This is a genomic window from Kitasatospora sp. MAA4 (assembly GCF_029893355.1).
Classification (GTDB): Bacteria; Actinomycetota; Actinomycetes; order Streptomycetales; family Streptomycetaceae; genus Kitasatospora.
On the sequence record NZ_JARZAI010000010.1, the window covers coordinates 85,826 to 101,462 of the forward strand.

The 15,637-nt window shown below is 72.0% G+C and carries 13 protein-coding genes; 5 read left to right on the forward strand and 8 right to left on the reverse strand.

The features are described from left to right. Positions 1–6: 6 nt before the first annotated feature. Positions 7–339, forward strand: a complete 333-nt coding sequence (locus P3T37_RS15655) for a hypothetical protein (RefSeq protein ID WP_280724248.1) — start codon at positions 7–9, stop codon at positions 337–339. Positions 340–348: 9 nt separating this feature from the next. Here P3T37_RS15655 and P3T37_RS15660 read toward each other — a convergent pair whose 3' ends face one another. Both P3T37_RS15660 and P3T37_RS15665 read right to left on the reverse strand, forming a co-directional pair. Continuing rightward, entirely contained in the window at positions 349–1,170 is an 822-nt protein-coding gene (locus P3T37_RS15660) for an ABC transporter permease subunit (RefSeq protein WP_280724249.1), read from the reverse strand. Next, the gene (locus P3T37_RS15665) at positions 1,167–2,090 is read right to left on the reverse strand and encodes an ABC transporter ATP-binding protein (protein ID WP_280724250.1); all 924 of its coding nucleotides are present in this window, start codon (positions 2,088–2,090) and stop codon (positions 1,167–1,169) included. The genes P3T37_RS15660 and P3T37_RS15665 overlap by 4 nt, the downstream gene beginning before the upstream one ends. Positions 2,091–2,301: 211 nt before the next feature. On the opposite strand from P3T37_RS15665, the gene P3T37_RS15670 reads away from it, so the two are divergent. Then, the gene (locus P3T37_RS15670; RefSeq protein ID WP_280724251.1) at positions 2,302–3,930 is read left to right on the forward strand and encodes an APC family permease; all 1,629 of its coding nucleotides are present in this window, start codon (positions 2,302–2,304) and stop codon (positions 3,928–3,930) included. Positions 3,931–4,002: 72 nt separating this feature from the next. On the opposite strand, the gene P3T37_RS15675 is transcribed toward P3T37_RS15670, so the two are convergent. Next, the gene (locus tag P3T37_RS15675) at positions 4,003–6,012 is read right to left on the reverse strand and encodes a putative Ig domain-containing protein (RefSeq protein ID WP_280724252.1); all 2,010 of its coding nucleotides are present in this window, start codon (positions 6,010–6,012) and stop codon (positions 4,003–4,005) included. Between the two features lie 263 nt (positions 6,013–6,275). Here P3T37_RS15675 and P3T37_RS15680 point away from each other — a divergent pair, with 263 nt between their 5' ends. After that, positions 6,276–8,114, forward strand: a complete 1,839-nt coding sequence (locus P3T37_RS15680; protein ID WP_280724253.1) for an FAD-dependent oxidoreductase — start codon at positions 6,276–6,278, stop codon at positions 8,112–8,114. A 70-nt stretch (positions 8,115–8,184) separates the two neighbouring features. Next, positions 8,185–9,192 carry a GNAT family N-acetyltransferase gene (locus P3T37_RS15685; protein ID WP_280724254.1) on the forward strand — a complete coding sequence of 336 codons (1,008 nt, stop codon included), beginning with the start codon at positions 8,185–8,187 and terminating at the stop codon, positions 9,190–9,192. Here the strand turns inward: P3T37_RS15685 and efeB are convergent. The 3 genes from efeB to P3T37_RS15700 all read right to left on the reverse strand — a co-directional run bounded on the left by efeB (position 9,181) and on the right by P3T37_RS15700 (position 12,574). Further along, on the reverse strand, positions 9,181–10,431 hold the full coding sequence (efeB, locus tag P3T37_RS15690; RefSeq protein ID WP_280724325.1) for an iron uptake transporter deferrochelatase/peroxidase subunit: 1,251 nt from the start codon (positions 10,429–10,431) through the stop codon (positions 9,181–9,183). The two genes, P3T37_RS15685 and efeB, sit on opposite strands and share 12 nt — an antisense overlap. A gap of 41 nt (positions 10,432–10,472) precedes the next feature. Next, positions 10,473–11,642, reverse strand: coding sequence for an EfeM/EfeO family lipoprotein (locus tag P3T37_RS15695; protein ID WP_280724255.1), 1,170 nt, complete (start codon positions 11,640–11,642; stop codon positions 10,473–10,475). Between the two features lie 86 nt (positions 11,643–11,728). After that, the gene (locus P3T37_RS15700; RefSeq protein ID WP_280724256.1) at positions 11,729–12,574 is read right to left on the reverse strand and encodes an alkaline phosphatase family protein; all 846 of its coding nucleotides are present in this window, start codon (positions 12,572–12,574) and stop codon (positions 11,729–11,731) included. A gap of 493 nt (positions 12,575–13,067) precedes the next feature. Between P3T37_RS15700 and P3T37_RS15705 the strand changes: the two genes are divergently transcribed. After that, positions 13,068–13,463, forward strand: coding sequence for a ribonuclease domain-containing protein (locus tag P3T37_RS15705; protein ID WP_280724257.1), 396 nt, complete (start codon positions 13,068–13,070; stop codon positions 13,461–13,463). On the opposite strand, the gene P3T37_RS15710 is transcribed toward P3T37_RS15705, so the two are convergent. Both P3T37_RS15710 and P3T37_RS15715 read right to left on the reverse strand, forming a co-directional pair. Then, a complete protein-coding gene (locus P3T37_RS15710; protein WP_280724258.1) occupies positions 13,453–14,874 on the reverse strand; it encodes a HAMP domain-containing sensor histidine kinase in 1,422 nt (473 codons plus the stop codon). The genes P3T37_RS15705 and P3T37_RS15710 overlap by 11 nt on opposite strands. Further along, a complete protein-coding gene (locus P3T37_RS15715) occupies positions 14,871–15,596 on the reverse strand; it encodes a response regulator transcription factor (RefSeq protein ID WP_280724259.1) in 726 nt (241 codons plus the stop codon). Before P3T37_RS15715 ends, P3T37_RS15710 begins: the two co-directional genes overlap by 4 nt. Positions 15,597–15,637: the final 41 nt, after the last annotated feature.

Here is a 15,637-nt window from a genome sequence, read left to right on the forward strand (position 1 = left end):
CGGCCCATGACCGAGAACGAGATCGAACTCAAGGCGATCGCCGCACTCACGGCCCTGCGCGGCGGAGTGGGGACGGACTACGTCTCGGATCTGCTCGGCGAGGTGATCCCCGAGTACTTCGTGGTCCCCGCCGACGGGGACGCCAAGGCGGTCGGGCTGTCCGTGCTGGGCCAGCTCTCCGACCCGCTGAGCTCCCTGATCACCGGGTTCGTCATGGCGTTCCAGGCGGTCGCGGACGCGTACGACGAGGTCGGGCCGGAGTTCGGACCGTCCACGCAGGAGATCCTGCAGGCCCTCGCCCTCGACCTCGCCCGCAGGGACGAAGGCGAGGACGACTGACGGGGGCGCTCATGGGGCGAGGTCGCGGCGGGCGAGCAGGCGGAACGCCGCGGCTGTCCCGAGGGCGCCCACCGCCGTCAGGACGGCGAGTGAGCCCCAGGGGATGGTGCCGTGGGCCAGCGCGTCGCCGGGTGTGTAGTAGTGGAACGGGCTGACGAAGCGCAGTCCGGCCGCCTTCGACCAGGCCAGCGCCACGAAGTTGACGGCGAAGCCCACCGCGCCGAAGCTGATCGTCGCCCCGATCACGTACGCACGGCGGCTGGTCGCGGCGGAGACCGCGAGGGCGGGGCCGGCCAGGCAGAGCGTGAAGGCGAGGCCCAGCAGTCCCGCGACGAACACCCCGCTGAGCGATACCGCCTGGTGCAGCCGCGGTGAGAGCACCACCCCGATGGCCACCACCGCGGTAGCCACCGCGTTCAGCGCCACCGAGGCGAGGGCCAGCGCGGCCGTCCGCTCGGCCAGCAGGCGGTTGCGGGAGATCGGGCGGACCATCAGCAACTCGATGGTGCCGGACTCGACGTCGGCGGCCACCGCCGCCGCGGCGAGCGAGCCGATGACGGTGAGTTGCAGGGCGATCCAGAACGGGTGGACCAGCCCACCGCCCAGCAGGCCGGGGTAGCTGGCGATCGACACGTCACCGGTGGATCCGCTGAAGGCCTTGAAGGCGCCCGGCGGCTGGCGGCCACCGCCCGCGAAGATCTCCTGGGGCGAGACGGTGACGGTGATGACCACGATGAGGGTTTCGAAGACCGCCATGCCGATCAGCAGGGCGACGAGCATCCGGCGGCGGCGGTGCAGGGCCAGCCAGAGCAGCGGATAGCGGTGCTTCATGAGTCCTCCTCCGGCTGCTCGGTCGGTGTGCGGTAGAGGTCGAGGAAGGCCTCCTCCAGGCCCGCCTCCTCCACGGTCAGGTCCTCGACCGGCAGGCTCAGCAGCCCGCGCAGCGCGCCCACCACCTCGCGCGGCGGGATCAGCAGCTCGACCCGGTCGCCGCGCCAGTGCGGCGACCAGGCGTCCGCGGCCCCCAGCGGGCGCGGCCCGGCGCCGTCGGCGAAGGTCAGCCGGACCCGGCGGGCGCGGGCCTCGCGCAGCGCGGCGACGCTCTGCACCGTCACCAGGCGCCCGGCCCGGACGATCGCCACCCGCCCGCAGGCCCGCTGCACCTCGGGCAGCACGTGGCTGGAGAGCAGCACCGTCCGCCCGGCCGCCGTCGCCTCGGTGAGCAGCGCGAAGAAGGTCTCCTGGACCAGGGGGTCGAGTCCCTCCGAGGGCTCGTCCAGGACCACCAGTGCCGGGTCGTGTTGCAGCGCCTGGACCAGTCCGAGCTTCTGCTTCATGCCGCGGGAGTACTCCCCCACCGCGCGCCGCAGGTCGGCGGCCGACAGGCCGAGGCGCTCGCAGAGTTCGGCGCGCCGCGGGGTGGGCGCGCCCTGGAGGTCGGCGAGCAGCCGCAGGGTCTGCTCGCCGGTCAGCTCGGGGTAGAGCCGCAGCTCACCGGGCAGGTAACCGAGGGAGGGGGCGAGCCTGCGGTGGTCGGCCACCGGGTCCAGTCCCAGCACCCGTACGCGCCCGGAGGTCGGGCGCAACAGGCCGACCAGGCAGCGGATGGTGGTGGTCTTGCCCGCGCCGTTCGGTCCCAGGAATCCGAAGACCTCCCCCGCCGCGACGCTGATGTCCAGCTCCTCCACGCCCACCGTCGGCCCGTAGCGCTTGGTGAGCGCGCCGACGTCGATCACGGCCGAATCGGACACAGCTCCTCCTCACCCTCGCTTCCGGGTCTGACCACAGTGCCACCGGTCATGCCCGAGTCGGAAGTTGCGCCGCGCGAAGCCGTCGGGGAAATCCTGGTCGGGTGCCTTGCGGCCCCGCCCGGCCGGTCGTTCCATGTGTGTGGGCCCGTGGCGGGCGCGGCACGCGGGCCTCTCCAGGCGGTGGGGCCCGCTCGGACGGAAGTGGACGGCTGTGGCGATAACGAGCAGTGGTACAGCGGGCTCCGGGACCTCGGGGCGGCTACGCAGGGATGTCGGCTTCTGGGGACTGCTCTTCGTCTCGCTCGGATCGATCATCGGATCAGGCTGGCTGCTGGGCGCCCTGACCGCGGCGTCGGTGGCTGGGCCCGCCTCGCTGCTCTCCTGGATCCTGGCGGCGGCGATGCTGACCGTACTGGCTCTGGTGCACGCCGAGTTGGGCGCGGCGTATCCGGTGGCGGGCGGGACGGCGCGGTTCCCGTTCTTCGCCTTCGGCCCGCTGGCGGGGTTCGCGGCCGGGTGGATGGCCTGGGTGCAGGCGGTGACCATCGCGCCGATCGAGGTCGAGGCCACCCTGTCGTACACCTCGCACATCGGCTGGGTGCACGACAACGTGACGATCCTGCACGCGGACGGCACGCTCACCGGTGTCGGGCTGCTGATCGCCAGCGTCTTCATGCTGGCCTTCACGGTGATCAACCTGGTCGGGGTGAAGCTGCTGGCGCACACCAACTCGGTCACGGTGATCTGGAAGACCATGGTGCCGCTGCTGACGGTCGTGGTGCTGATGTCGCTGACCTTCCACAGCGGGAACTTCACGGCCGGCGGCGGGTTCGCGCCGTACGGCGCCCACGGCGTGTTCGCCGCGCTTCCGGCCGGCGTGGTCTTCGCCCTCCAGGGCTTCGAGCAGGCGATCCAGATGGCCGGTGAGGCGCGCGATCCGCAGCGCGACATCTCGCGGGCGGTGATCGCGGCGATGGCGATCGGCGCCGTGGTGTACCTGCTGCTGGAGGTCGCCTTCATCGCGGCCATCAACCCCGCGGACGTGGCGCACGGTTGGGCCAACCCGGTGGGCAAGGGCGACTTCGGCCCGTACGCCACGCTCGCGACGGCCGCGGGCGCCGGGTGGCTGGCCACCGTCCTGTACATCGACGCGGTGGTCTCCCCCGCCGGCACCGGTCTGGTCTACGTGGCCACCGCCTCCCGGCTCTCGTACGCGATGGGCCACGAGCGGGCGATCCCCCGGCCGGCGGCCCGGATCAACCGGCTCGGCATCCCGATGTTCTCGGTGCTGCTGGCCTTCGTGGTCGGCGAGATCGCCTTCCTGCCGTTCCCCAGCTGGCAGTCGCTGGTGGGGCTGGTCACCTCGGCGACGGCGATCATGTACGCCTTCGCGCCGGTGGCGCTGCACGCGCTGCGCCTGCGGGACGCCGACCGGCCGCGTCCGTACCACCTGCCGGCCTGGCGGGTGCTGGCGCCGGTCGCCTTCGTCTCCGCCAATCTGATCATCTACTGGTCGGGCTACCAGGCGGACTGGAAGCTCGGGTTGACCATGGTCTTCGGCCTGCTGGTCTTCGCGGCCACCCGGCTCGGCACGCCCGCCGAGGAGCGGCAGGCGCTGCACGGGCGGGAGTCGATCTGGGTCTGGCCGTGGCTCGGCGGGCTGGTGCTGCTCGGGCGGCTGGGCCGGTACGGCGGGGGCAACACGATCCCCGAGTGGTGGGACCTGGCCGTGGTGATCGCCTTCGCGCTGGCCGTCTACGCGGTCGCCGTCCGCACTGCGATGACCAGCGCGGACGTCGCCGAAGCGGTTGCGGTGGAGGAGCAGACCGAGTTCGTCTGAGGCTGTGAGGATGTGCCCTGCTCCTGCCCCGCGAGCGCGGGCAGGAGCAGGGCGGCGTGAGCTGGTGCGGCGTCAGCTGACGTTGACGGCCGCGTCGTCGAGCACGAACGAGGTCTGGTCCTGGCCGTCCTCGGTGCCGGTGAACTTCAGCGTGACGGTCTGTCCGGCGTAGGCCGACAGATCGAAGGTGTGCTGGGCGTACCCGGTGACGTGGTCGAGGTTCGAGTAGGTGTGCAGCGTGCCGAGCACGGTGCCCGCACTGTTCAGCACCTGGACCTTGAGCGTGTCGTAGGCCGTGGTGGTGCTGGTCTCGGCCGTGTCCACGTGCAGCCAGAAGCTCAGCTGGTAGCTGGAGCAGCCGCTCGGGACGGTGACGCTCTGGGACAGGGTGTCGGTGTGCGCGGTGCCGTAGCCGTCCAACCAGGCGTCCCAACTACCGCTGTGCGCCGGCTCGCTGCTGTCGTTGCTGATGACGCTGGAGCTGGCGGTCCAGGGAGAGGCGGTGCCCGTCTCGAAGCCCGGGTTGCCGAGCAGCTGGGCCGCGGTGCAGCCGCCGCCCGAGGCGGGGTTGACGGTCCAGCCGAAGGTGGTGGAGCCGGAGGCGTTGGTGGTGTCCTTCGCGGTCACCGTCACGTTCGAGGTGCCGGCGGCGGTCGGGGTGCCGGAGATCAGACCGGTCGCCGAGTTGATCGACAGGCCGGCCGGCAGACCGGTGGCGGCGTAGGAGAGGCTGCCACCCGCGCTGTCGGTGGCCGAGATCTGCAGGCTCGCGGCCGTACCGGCGGTGCCGCTCTGGGCGCCCGGGTTGGTCACCGTCACGATGTTGCCCGCAACCGGGTTCACCGTCCAGCCGAACGCGGCGGAGCCGGAGGGGCCGGTGGAGTCGGTCGCCGTGACCGTGACGTTCGAGGTGCCGGCGGCGGTGGGGGTGCCGGAGATCAGACCGGTCGCCGAGTTGATCGACAGACCGGCCGGCAGACCGGTGGCGGCGTAGGAGAGGCTGCCGCCCGCGCTGTCGGTCGCCGAGATCTGCAGGCTCGCGGCGGCGCCGACGGTGCCGCTCTGGCTGCCGGGGTTGGCCACGTTGACGCCGGCGCTGCTGGTCTGGTTGAAGTCGGCGCTGATCGTCGACTCCAGGCCGTTCACCACGCCGGAGTCGCTGACGATCAGGCCCAGCTCGCGGTTGTGGTTCAGCGAGTTGTCGGAGAAGTTCTCCGAACCCGCGAACGCCTTGGCGGTCGAGGTGCCGTAGTCGGCGACGATCGCCTTGGCGTGGACGTAGAAGCCGGTCGAGCTGGTGTACGTGGTCACCTTGCCGCCCGCGGCGGTGATCTCGTTGAGGTCGGTGGTGTAGGTGTTGTTCTCGTTCTCCGCCACCACCCGGACCGTGACGCCGCGCTGCTCGTCGGCGACGATCGCGTTGATCAGCGCGGTGTCGCCGAACTCCTCCTCCTGGACGTCCAGCGTGTGCTGCGCACCGCTGATCAGGTTCAGCAGCCGGGTCTGCGAGTCGGTGGGCGACCAGACCAGGTCGTCGCCGTCGGAGGGGGTGATCGCGGTCTTGGCGTAGTCCGCGGCGAAGACCTGCTCGATCGCGTTCACGTCGTTCGCGTCGGTGTCGAAGACGCCGTAGTCGCGCGAGGTGGCGTAGTACACGGTGTCGAAGTTGCCGGTGCTGATGTAGGACTTGGCGCCGTCGACCGTGATGGTCTTCTGGTGGGTGTAGACGTAGGCCGAGGACGAGTAGGTGACACCGACACCGCCCGCGGACAGCGCGGTGTAGGCGGCGCCGTCGATCGACGAGTGCTGGGAGTCCAGGATGACGCGGACCGCGACGCCCGCCTTCTCCTTGGCCACCAGGTCGTTGACGAGTGTGGTGTCGCGCAGCTCGTAGATCGTCACATCGATCGACTTCGTCGCGGAGTTGACGAAGTTGTAGATCGCGCTCTCACCCTGGTCCGGCAGGATCACCAGGGAGTAGGTCCCGGCCGCGGCGTGCGCGGCGCTCACCGGTACGAGGGCGGCGGCGGCAGCCGTTGCCCCGGCGGCGAGAGTGACTAAGGCGCGACGGGTGAGTCTCATGCAGGTCTCCGTGGGGGTAGACGGGGAGCGGGGTTACGCGCGTAGCTTCGAGGTGTGCGACGCGTGTGCGACGCGCGTAGAGCACCCAGTAAGTCACAGCCTCGGTGACGCGTGAAGGCTGCGCACATGACAACTGGCTTAACAAAATCTGGGCGCCGCTTGCACATTCGGGTGGTCTTGACGGTGATGTCGTGTCCTCGACGAGCCGGGGCCGGTTGAGCGGGTGATTCCGACTTCCTGCTTCCGATGTCCCTGGAGTTCTCATGGACCTGTCCACCAGTCAGCCCGACCCCACCCCGGGGCGTCCTCGCCCCTCCCGGCGTGCCGTACTCGGTTCGGCGGCCGCCGTCGCCGCCGTCGCGGGAGGTGCCGGGCTTGTCGGCCGGGCCTCGGCGCAGCCGTCCGCGACCGGGCCGAGCAGCAGCAGCGGAGGGGCGGACGAAGCCCAGGGCCGCGACCTGGCACGCAAGATGCTGCTCGTCTCGGACGACGAGCAGAGCGACCTGAAGCTGGATTATCTGAAGATCCTGATCGACGGCAAGATGCCGGCCCGGGCCGCGCGCAAGAAGGTGCTGATCGTCGGCGCCGGCGTCGCGGGGATGGCGGCCGCCGGCCTGCTCAAGGCGGCGGGGCACGAGGTGGTGATCATCGAGGCCAACGGCAGCCGGGTCGGCGGCCGGGTCAAGACCTTCCGCGGGATCTTCCAGGACAAGGCGCTGCACGCCGAGGCCGGCGCGATGCGGCTGCCCGACTTCCACCCGCTGGTGCTGGCGCTGGCCGACAAGCTCGGCCTCAAGCGCCAGTTGTTCTACAACGTGGACGTCACCCCGGGTGCGAACGCCACCGGCGACATCCCGCCGGTCTCCTACCGCTCCTTCACCGGCGAGACCTGGAGCAACGGCGACACCGGGCGCCAGCGCGCGCCGTTCACGCCGCCGACCGCCAACTTCCGTACCAAGATCTCCGTCAACGGCGCGCAGAGCACCCGCGCGGCGTACGCCCAGTCCCCGCGCGCCGTCAACGCCACCTTCGGCACCAAGCTGGACAGCACCACCTCGGCCGCCGTCGACCGGGCCTTCGCGGGCGTCACCGTCCCCGACGGCCCGATCGGCGACCAGCTCGCCGCCTGGTCCACGATCTTCCAGAAGTACGACGGCTACTCCACCCACCGCTTCCTGGTGGAGGAGGCCGGCTGGGACCTGCCCACCGTCCAGGCCGTCGGCACGCTGGAGAACATGACCTCCCGCCTGCACTACTCCATCGTCCCCACCCTCATCGACCACTCGATCATCAGCCCCACCAACCGCTACTGGGAGCTGGAGGGCGGCACCGACACCCTCACCCAGGCGATGGCCGCGCCGCTTCAGGGCGAGCTGCGGATGAACCGGCGGATGACCCGCCTGGTGCAGACCGACACCGGCGTGCGCATCGAGACCACCTCCGAGAGCGGCGACGAGGAGTCCTGCGACGGCGCCCCCACCGACCCCACCGAGGTCTTCGAGGGCGACTACGCCATCATCACCGTCCCGTTCAGCGCCCTGCGCTTCTGCGACATCCAGCCGCTGATGAGCTACCAGAAGCGGCGCGCTGTCAACGAGTTGCACTACGACTCGGCCACCAAGGTGCTGCTGGAGTTCAAGACCCGCTTCTGGGAGAACGGGCAGGGCGGCTTCACCGGCGGCGGCTGCGTGGCCGACAGCGCCAGCCGCTTCACCTACTTCCCCTCGCACGCCCCCGACGGCTCGCCGGGCGGCGTGGTGCTGGCCGCCTACACCTGGTCGGACGACGCGATGCGCTGGGACTCCCTGACCCCGGGCGAGCGCTACGCCTTCGCACTGAACGACATGGAACGCCTCTTCGGGCCCAAGGTCCGCACCGAGTTCACCGGCGTCGGCGCCACCCAGTCCTGGGCCCGCGCCCGCTACGCGCTCGGCGAGGCGGTCATGTTCACCCCCGGCCAGCTGCACGAACTGCACCCCGCCGCGCGCACGGTGGAGGGCCGGGTGCACTTCGCCGGTGAGCACACCAGCCTCAAGCCCGCCTGGATCGAGGGCGCGCTGGAGTCCGCCGTCCGGGCCTTCCTGGAGGTCCACCCGCGCTGAGCCCTGCGGAGGGCGCGCCGGCGGGGAAATCCGCTGGCGCGCCCTGCTGGGCACGTGCTTTCTTGGGGGGATGGAGATTCGCGAGCTCAGGCCCGCCGACAGGGCCGAGGACCTGGCCGCCGTGCTCCCGGTCGCTCAGGCGGTGCTCGCCGAGCAGATGCCCGGCTTCCCCGCCCTGGCGGCCGGCACGCTGCGGCTGTGGTGCCTGGCCGACCACCGGGCCGGGGTCAGGGTGTTCGCCGCCTTCGCCGACGCTGAGGCGGTTGTCGCCGAGGGGATGGCGATCGCGGAGTGGGAGGAGGAGGCCAACCTCGACCTGCTGACCGTCTCCGTCTGGGTCTCACCGCAGGCCCGCCGACGCGGTGCGGGTTCGGCGCTGTACGCCGAAGTGCTGGCGGCGGGCGCGGAGTTGGGGCGCTCGCGGGTGATCGTCATCAGCGCGTCCGCGCTGCCCGCGGACGCGCTGATGACGGCGCGCGGAGGCCGCCGGGTCGAGGTGGCGATCAGGTCCGTGCTCGACCTCGCGGGCGTCTCGCGGGACCGGCTGGCCTCGGCCGCCGAGCCCTCGCAGCTCAACGCCGGGTACACGCTGGCGCGTTGGACGGACCACTGCCCGCCGGAGCTGGCCGAGTCCTTCTGCGCCGCGATGGCGGCGATGGACGACGCCCCGCAGGGGGACCTGGTGTACGAGCACGCCGCGCACGACCTGGAGCTGCTGCGCGAGCGCGAGCGGCTGTCGGTGCTGGCGGGTGTGCAGCGCAACGTCCTGGCGGCCGTGACCGCGGCGGGCGAGGTCGCCGGGTTCACCATGTTCGTCAGCGCGGCGGATGGGGCACAGGCCCTGGACATCTGGGACACCGGGGTGGTGCGCGCCCACCGCGGCCGGGGACTCGGCCTGCGCCTGAAGGCCGCGCAGACGCTGTGGATGCTCGACGGGTTCCCCGCGGCGCGATGGGTGCAGACCTTCAACAACGACGACAACACGCACATGCTGGCCATCAACCGCGCCCTGGGCTACCGGGCGGCGGAGGAGTGGAGCTGGTACGAGTTCGATGTCCAGCAGACTTCAGGCGAGTAGGGCCGAGCCGAGGTGGTCGCCCGGCGCCCTGACGCCGGGCAGGGCGAAGAAGTAGCCGCCGCCGGTCGGCGAGATGTAGTCGACCAGCGGCTCGCCGGCCAGCCGCTGCTGGACGGTCGCGAACTGCCGTGCCACGTCCTGCTGGTAGCAGCAGAACAGCAGGCCGACGTCCAGGTTGCCGTCCTTGTCCAGCCCCCGCTCGTAGTTGTAGCCGCGGCGCAGGATCTGCTGGTTCGCGGTGTCGGTGGTGCGCGGGTTGGCGAGGCGGATGTGGGCGGTCATCGGGGTGAGCAGGCCCTGCGGGTCTCCCGCGTAGTTGGGGGTGTCGGACTCGGTGGTGCCGTCCAGCGGTGCGCCGGAGTCGCGGCGGCGGCCGATCATCGTCTCCTGTTCGTGCAGCGAGACCCGGTCCCAGAACTCGACCAGCATCCGGATGATGCGCACCACCTGGTACGAGCCGCCCTCCACCCAGGCCGGCTCGCCGTTCGCGCCGCCGTGGGTCCACAGCACGGCGTCCGCGACGGACCCGTCGGCGGTGTCGGGGTTGGCGATGCCGTCCTTGAAGCCCAGCTGGTTGCGCGGGGTGCCGGACGGGCGGGGGGCGGCGTGGAACCCGTCGATCTTCCAACTCGGTTGCAGGGAACCGCGGGTGTGCTTGGTGATGTCGCGCAGGGCGTGCATCACGGTGTCGCGCGAGTCGGCGCAGATCTGCAGCGAGAGGTCGCCGTGCAGTTCGGTCGAGCCGGCCATGTCGTCGTCCGGGAAGACCGGCATCGCCACCAGCTGGGCGGGCCTGCGGGCGGCCAGCCCGTAGCGGCCGTCGAAGAGCGAGGCGCCCACGGCGACGGTGACGGTCAGCCCGTCGGCCGGCAGCACCGGACCGAGCGTGGAGCTGTCGGTGGGCGGCGAGGCGAGGTCGGTGGCCGGCACCGGGCCGCCGGCGGTCAGGAAGCGGATGCGCTCGGTCAGCGTCGCGAACAGGGCCGCCAGGGCTGCCCGGTCGGCGGCCAGGACGGTGAACGAGACGATCGTTGCCGCTGCCTGGGGCGGCGTGGTGATGCCCGCCTGGTGCGGGCCGAAGAACGGGATGGACCGGCCGGACGCACCGGCGGCGGAGCCGGCGACGGCGGTGGCCGCGAACGCGCCCGCCAGCGCGCCCGCACCGACGCCGGCCCCGATCGCGGCCCGGCGCAGGAAGGCGCGCCGGCCCTGCGTCGGCGGGCCGGCCTGCGGCGCCATCGGGCACTGGGCGGGGAGGGGCTGGGCGTCTTCGGGCGCGGTCACGCGTGATTCCTCGGGGTGAGCAGGTTGGGGAGGACGGCGAGTTGCTCCAGCAGCTGCCCGAGGTCGGAGTCGAGGTGGGCGTGCTGGGTGGGGGTCGGCCGACCGCCGGAGGCTTGGTCGGAGGCCACTTCGGCTGCGTAGGCGGGGAGTTCGCTGTTCAGCCGGGTGAGCAGGGCCGGGTCGCGCGGGCTGATCACCGGGGTGAGGACGGTGATCAGCTCCTCGGTGCCCTGGATGTTGGCCCCCAGGGTGGCCAGCGTGCTGCCGCTGCCGTAGTCGGCGATGCCGGTGAGCTGGAACTGGAGGGCGTTCTCCAGGATCTCGTGGGCGCGCAGCGGCAGGTCGCCCGGGTCGGTGTCCTCGCTGGGGAAGTCGTCGATCAGGTTGGCGAGGTCGCTGACCAGTTGGCTGCTGAGCGGGCGCAGCTGGTCGGCGGAGCGGCCGTGCCACAGGCCGTACTCCAGCGCGAAGAAGCCGGTCCAGTCCGGGGTGTCGACGCCCTGCGGCAGGCCGTTCGCCATCGCGTTCAGGGCGTCGTCGAAGTCGCCGAAGGAGTGGTAGGCGGCGCCCAGGCGCTCGTAGTCCAGGTGCGCGGTGAGCCAGTCGGTGCGGGCCGCCGCCAGGTCGCCGCGCGCCACGTCCGCGTCCAGGGTGCGGCCGGCCGCCAGCAGGGCGGGCAGCGCCTGCTCGACGTAGGCGCGGTAGGCGTTGACCGGCGCGGTCAGCTCCTTGTCGGACATCGGCAGGTAGCCGGCCACCGCGTCGGCGGCGGTGCCGTCGACCTGCACGGCGCCGGTGGTGACCACCGGGCCGCTGGAGAAGACGCAGCGGATCGCGTACCGGCCGCCCGTCAGCGTGGTGGCCAGCGGGAGGGTCTTGTACGGGCCGAGCCAGGGGATCTCCGCGTAGGCGAGGCTCGCGTCGGCCGAGACCACGAAGACCGTCGCGTAGACGTTGGAGCCGTTGGTGACGTCGAAGGAGATCCGGCCGGCCGGGAGACGGGCGGGGGCCGTGCCGCAGCTGGTGGTGGTGATCTTGAGGGCGCCGCCGGGCAGCGGCGGGGTGCTGTCGGCGGGCGCCGAGCCGGACAGTGCGGCGGAGCCCAGCACCAGTAGGCCGATCAGCGCGGTGCGCAGCCGGGGGCGGGGGGAGGGGGTCAGCGGCATCGGGGTGGGGTCCCTCGGTCGGGCCGGCTCGCCCCGGCCACCCGCGTGGGGTGGCCGGGGCGAAGGGGCGGGCTTGCCGGTCGGCCTTAGTTCCAGATGTCGCTGATCGTGGCAGCGGTGCTGCTGGAGCCGGCCTTGGGCAGGCCGTACATCTGCTCCAGGGTGGCGAGCAGGTTGTAGTGGTTGATCGTCTCGCTGTACTGGCCCTGGGCCACGTGCGCACCGACGACGATGGTGGGGATCTGGTTGCTCTCGGTGTAGTCGTCCTCGTCCCAGGTGACGATCAGCAGGCTGTTGTTCGCCGCCGCCCAGGTCGCGTAGTTCGACAGGTTGCTCTGCAGCCAGGAGTCGCCGTCGGCGATGGTGCCGTCGTGCATGTCGTCGTTGAGGTTCGGTATCACGAACGACACGGTGGGCAGCGAGTTGTAGCCCGTGGAGTCCGCGGGGAAGGCGCTGAAGGGCTGCTGGTCGGCGGCCGGGATGTTGCTGAAGTTCGCCCACGGCGCGTGCTTGCGCGCGTAGCCGCCCGTCGCGGTGCACTTGGTGGAGCCGGCCGAGGGCAGGTTCTCGGAGTAGCTCTTGAAGGTGTCACCGGCGGCGAGCAGTTCGGAGCCGAGGTTGGCCTTGCTGCCCTCGGAGACCGGGCAGGCGTCGGAGCTCAGGCCGAAGGTGCTGCCGCCGAACAGGGCCATGTAGTTGGGCTCGCTGGGGTGGCTGACACCGAACGAGGAGGTCATCAGCGCGCCCTGGTCGGCCAGCGAGTTGATGTAGGGGGCGTCGGCGGTGTCGCCGATGATGTCGTCGTAGGAGTGGTTCTCCTCCACCACGACCACGACGTGGGACGGCAGCGGCAGGGCGTTGGCCGTCACGGCGGGGGCGGCGACGGAGCTGGTGGTGGTCATGGCGGTGGACAGCGCGACGACACTCGTCATGGCGACGGCACACAGCCCGGCGAGACGTGACCTCGAACGCATGGGGACTCCAGGAGGGAACGAGCCGGGCCTGGCTGCCGGCTCAGGGGAGGGAGACGGACACGGACACGCGGGAGCCCGCCACACCGACCCGTGGGTCCATGGTGTGACGGCGGAGCGGTGGGGGCCACCGGGCGGGGTGCAGCCCGGGCTTCGGTACGGCGGTGCGGTGGTTCGGGTTCAGAGTAGGGGCGCGGAGTGAGCCGACGCTTGTCCGTGGACTGGCGAAAAGGTGAACTTTTCACGCGCGGCACGGCGGACCGGAAAGTGCTCGGTGAACATCCCAAGTCCCGTGCTGTTAAAGCTCGTTCATTTACCGGACGGCAGTGGCGGATGAGGCCGGGGATTCGGGGCCTTGCCAGGAGACATACCGTCAGCAGCCGATTGTTTACGTGGACATGAAGACTTCTGGAGGCCGTTCCCAGCAGTGCTGACAGGACGTCACACTCCTGGCATGAGAAACACCTTCCGTGCCCCGAGGGCACGCGCCGCCTCCGTCCTCACCGCCGCCCTGCTCGCCCTCGCCCCCGTCGTGGGCTTCGCGGGCGTCGCCCATGCCGACGTCAGCGGCAGCGTCTGCCAGAGCGCGCTGCCCAGCCAGGCCGACGACACGCTCTCCCTCATCGCCAGCGACGGGCCGTTCCCGTTCAGCCAGGACGGCGTGGTCTTCGACAACCGCGAGGGCGTCCTGCCGGACGAGCCGGTCGGCTACTACCACGAGTACACCGTGATCACCCCGGGTGCTCGGACCCGCGGCACGCGCCGGATCATCACCGGCGAGGGCAGCCAGGAGGACTACTACACCTCCGACCACTACGTGACCTTCTACTCCGTCGACTTCACCTGCTAGGACCGGCGGCAGACCGGGCGGTGGGGAAGCGCAGCCGGAACAGCGCCCCGCCGCCCGGAGCGCGCTCGGCGGTGAGCTCGGCGCTGTGCGCCTGGGCGATCTGCCGGGCCATCGCGAGCCCGAGTCCGGAGCCGGGCAGCGCGCGGGCGGCCGACGCCCGGTAGAACCGGTCGAAGACGTACGGGAGGTCCTCGTACGCGATGCCGGGGCCGTGGTCCCGGACGGTGAGTTCGAGCAGGTCCAGCGGGGAGCCGGTCAGCGTCACCTCGACCGGTCCGCCCGGTGGGCTGAACTTGGCCGCGTTGTCCAGCAGGTTGGAGAGCAGCCGGGCCAGCCGCGCGGGTACGCCCGGCAGGGCGAGGTCGACGGTCTCCGGCGCGAGGACCAGGTCGAACGCCACGCCGGGCCAGTGGTCCTGGGCGGCGGACACGCAGTGCTCGACCAGTGCGGCCGGGCGGACCTGCTCCAGCAGCGGCTGCGGCTCCTCGTCCCGGGCCAGCTCGATCAGGTCGTTCACCAGGCCGGTCACCTCGCGCAGCTGGCGGTGCAGCCCGGCCGATGCCCGCTCCCGCTGGGCCGGCGTCAACCGCTCGGCGCGGGCCAGGAGTTCGGCGTTGGTGCGGAGCGCGGTGAGCGGGGTGCGCAGCTCGTGGGAGGCGTCGGCGACCAGTCGGCGCTGGGCGGCGACCGACTGCTCCAGCTCGCCGAGCATCGTGTTGAAGCTGACCGCCAGCCGGGTCACCTCGTCCTCGCCGCGCCCCGACGGCGGCCCCGGCGGCAGTTCGATGCGCAGGCCGGCGTCCCGGGTCGCGGCGATCCGCTCGGCCGTCGCGGTCAGCCGGGCCACCGGCGCCAGGCCGGTGCGGGCCAGCACGTAGCCGAGCGCACCCGCGAGCAGCACGCCCGCGCCCGCCACCGCCGCCATCAACTCCCCCGCCTGGCGCACGCCCTGCTCGACGGCGTCCGAGCGCAGCGCGACCTGGACCGCCTGCCCGGCGGCGAACGGCGCGCTGTACATCCGCGCCGGGTGGCCGCTGACCTGGACATCCGTGTAGTACGCGCCGCGGCGGTGGGCCGCCACCTGCCGGGTGGCGGCGGTCACCGGCAGCAGGTACGACGCGGCCACCGGGTCGGCGGCGGCGGACGCGGGCACGATCTGGGTGCAGGCGGGCGCGGCGAGGTAGCCGCACTCGCCGTAGACGACGCCGGGCGCGCGGTTGCGGTCCTGCTGCTGGAGCAGGGTGACCTGCTGGACGAGGTGCAGGTCGAGCTGGTGGCGCAGTTCGTAGCGGACGATGGTGAAGGCCGCCGCGCACACGCCCAGCGCCACCAGGGCGACGGCGGCCGAGCCGGCCAGCGCGAGGCGGGTGCGCAGCGGGCGGCGGCGGCGCCAGCGGGCGTGCGCTCTCACGCCGGGTCCAGCGACGGGTCCAGCCGGTAGCCGACGCCGTGCACCGTGTGCACCAGGCGCGGCTCGCCGCCGGCCTCCAGCTTGCGGCGCAGGTAGCCGATGTAGACGGCCAGCGAGTTGGAGTCCGGGCCGAAGTCGACGCCCCAGACGCGCTCCATGATCACCTCGCGCGGCAGCACCTGTCCCGGGTGCAGCATCAGCAGTTCGAGCAGGGCGAACTCGGTGCGCGAGAACTCCAGAAGTCGGCCGGCCCGACGTCCGGTGCGGGTGGCCGGGTCGATCGTCAGGTCGCCGGCGGCGATCGTGCCGTCTGCTCCGGGTGTGCCGGGTGTCGCGCCCGACAGGTCGGGGGCGGTGCGGCGCAGCAGCGCGCGCAGGCGGGCGGCCAGCTCGTCCAGGGCGAAGGGCTTCACCAGGTAGTCGTCCGCGCCGGCGTCCAGGCCGTCCACCCGGTCGCTGACCGAGTCGCGGGCGGTGAGCACCAGGACGGGTGTGCGGTCGCCGATGGCGCGCAGCCGGCGGCAGACGGCGAGGCCGTCCAGCACCGGCATCAGCACGTCCAGGACGAGTGCGTCGGGCTGCCAGCGGCTCAGTTCGGTCAGGGCCGCCAGGCCGTCCGGGGCGCCGCGCACCGCGTAGCCCTCGACCGCCAGGCCGTCCTCGACGGCGCCGCGCACCTCCGGGTCGTCGTCCACGACCAGGATCCTCAGCTGGTTGCTCATGGGGACAACCCTCTCAAACAGCGCTATTAGAACTCTCTTAG

Bases quoted from the DNA above. Each gene is read 5' to 3' on its own strand.
- P3T37_RS15655 (WP_280724248.1), top strand. From the start codon at position 7: ATGACCGAGAACGAGATCGAACTCAAGGCGATCGCCGCACTCACGGCC.
- P3T37_RS15660 (WP_280724249.1), bottom strand. From the start codon at position 1,170: ATGAAGCACCGCTATCCGCTGCTCTGGCTGGCCCTGCACCGCCGCCGC.
- P3T37_RS15675 (WP_280724252.1), bottom strand. From the start codon at position 6,012: ATGAGACTCACCCGTCGCGCCTTAGTCACTCTCGCCGCCGGGGCAACG.
- P3T37_RS15680 (WP_280724253.1), top strand. From the start codon at position 6,276: ATGGACCTGTCCACCAGTCAGCCCGACCCCACCCCGGGGCGTCCTCGC.
- P3T37_RS15685 (WP_280724254.1), top strand. From the start codon at position 8,185: ATGGAGATTCGCGAGCTCAGGCCCGCCGACAGGGCCGAGGACCTGGCC.
- efeB (WP_280724325.1), bottom strand. From the start codon at position 10,431: ATGGCGCCGCAGGCCGGCCCGCCGACGCAGGGCCGGCGCGCCTTCCTG.
- P3T37_RS15695 (WP_280724255.1), bottom strand. From the start codon at position 11,642: ATGCCGCTGACCCCCTCCCCCCGCCCCCGGCTGCGCACCGCGCTGATC.
- P3T37_RS15700 (WP_280724256.1), bottom strand. From the start codon at position 12,574: ATGACGAGTGTCGTCGCGCTGTCCACCGCCATGACCACCACCAGCTCC.
- P3T37_RS15705 (WP_280724257.1), top strand. From the start codon at position 13,068: ATGAGAAACACCTTCCGTGCCCCGAGGGCACGCGCCGCCTCCGTCCTC.
- P3T37_RS15715 (WP_280724259.1), bottom strand. From the start codon at position 15,596: ATGAGCAACCAGCTGAGGATCCTGGTCGTGGACGACGACCCGGAGGTG.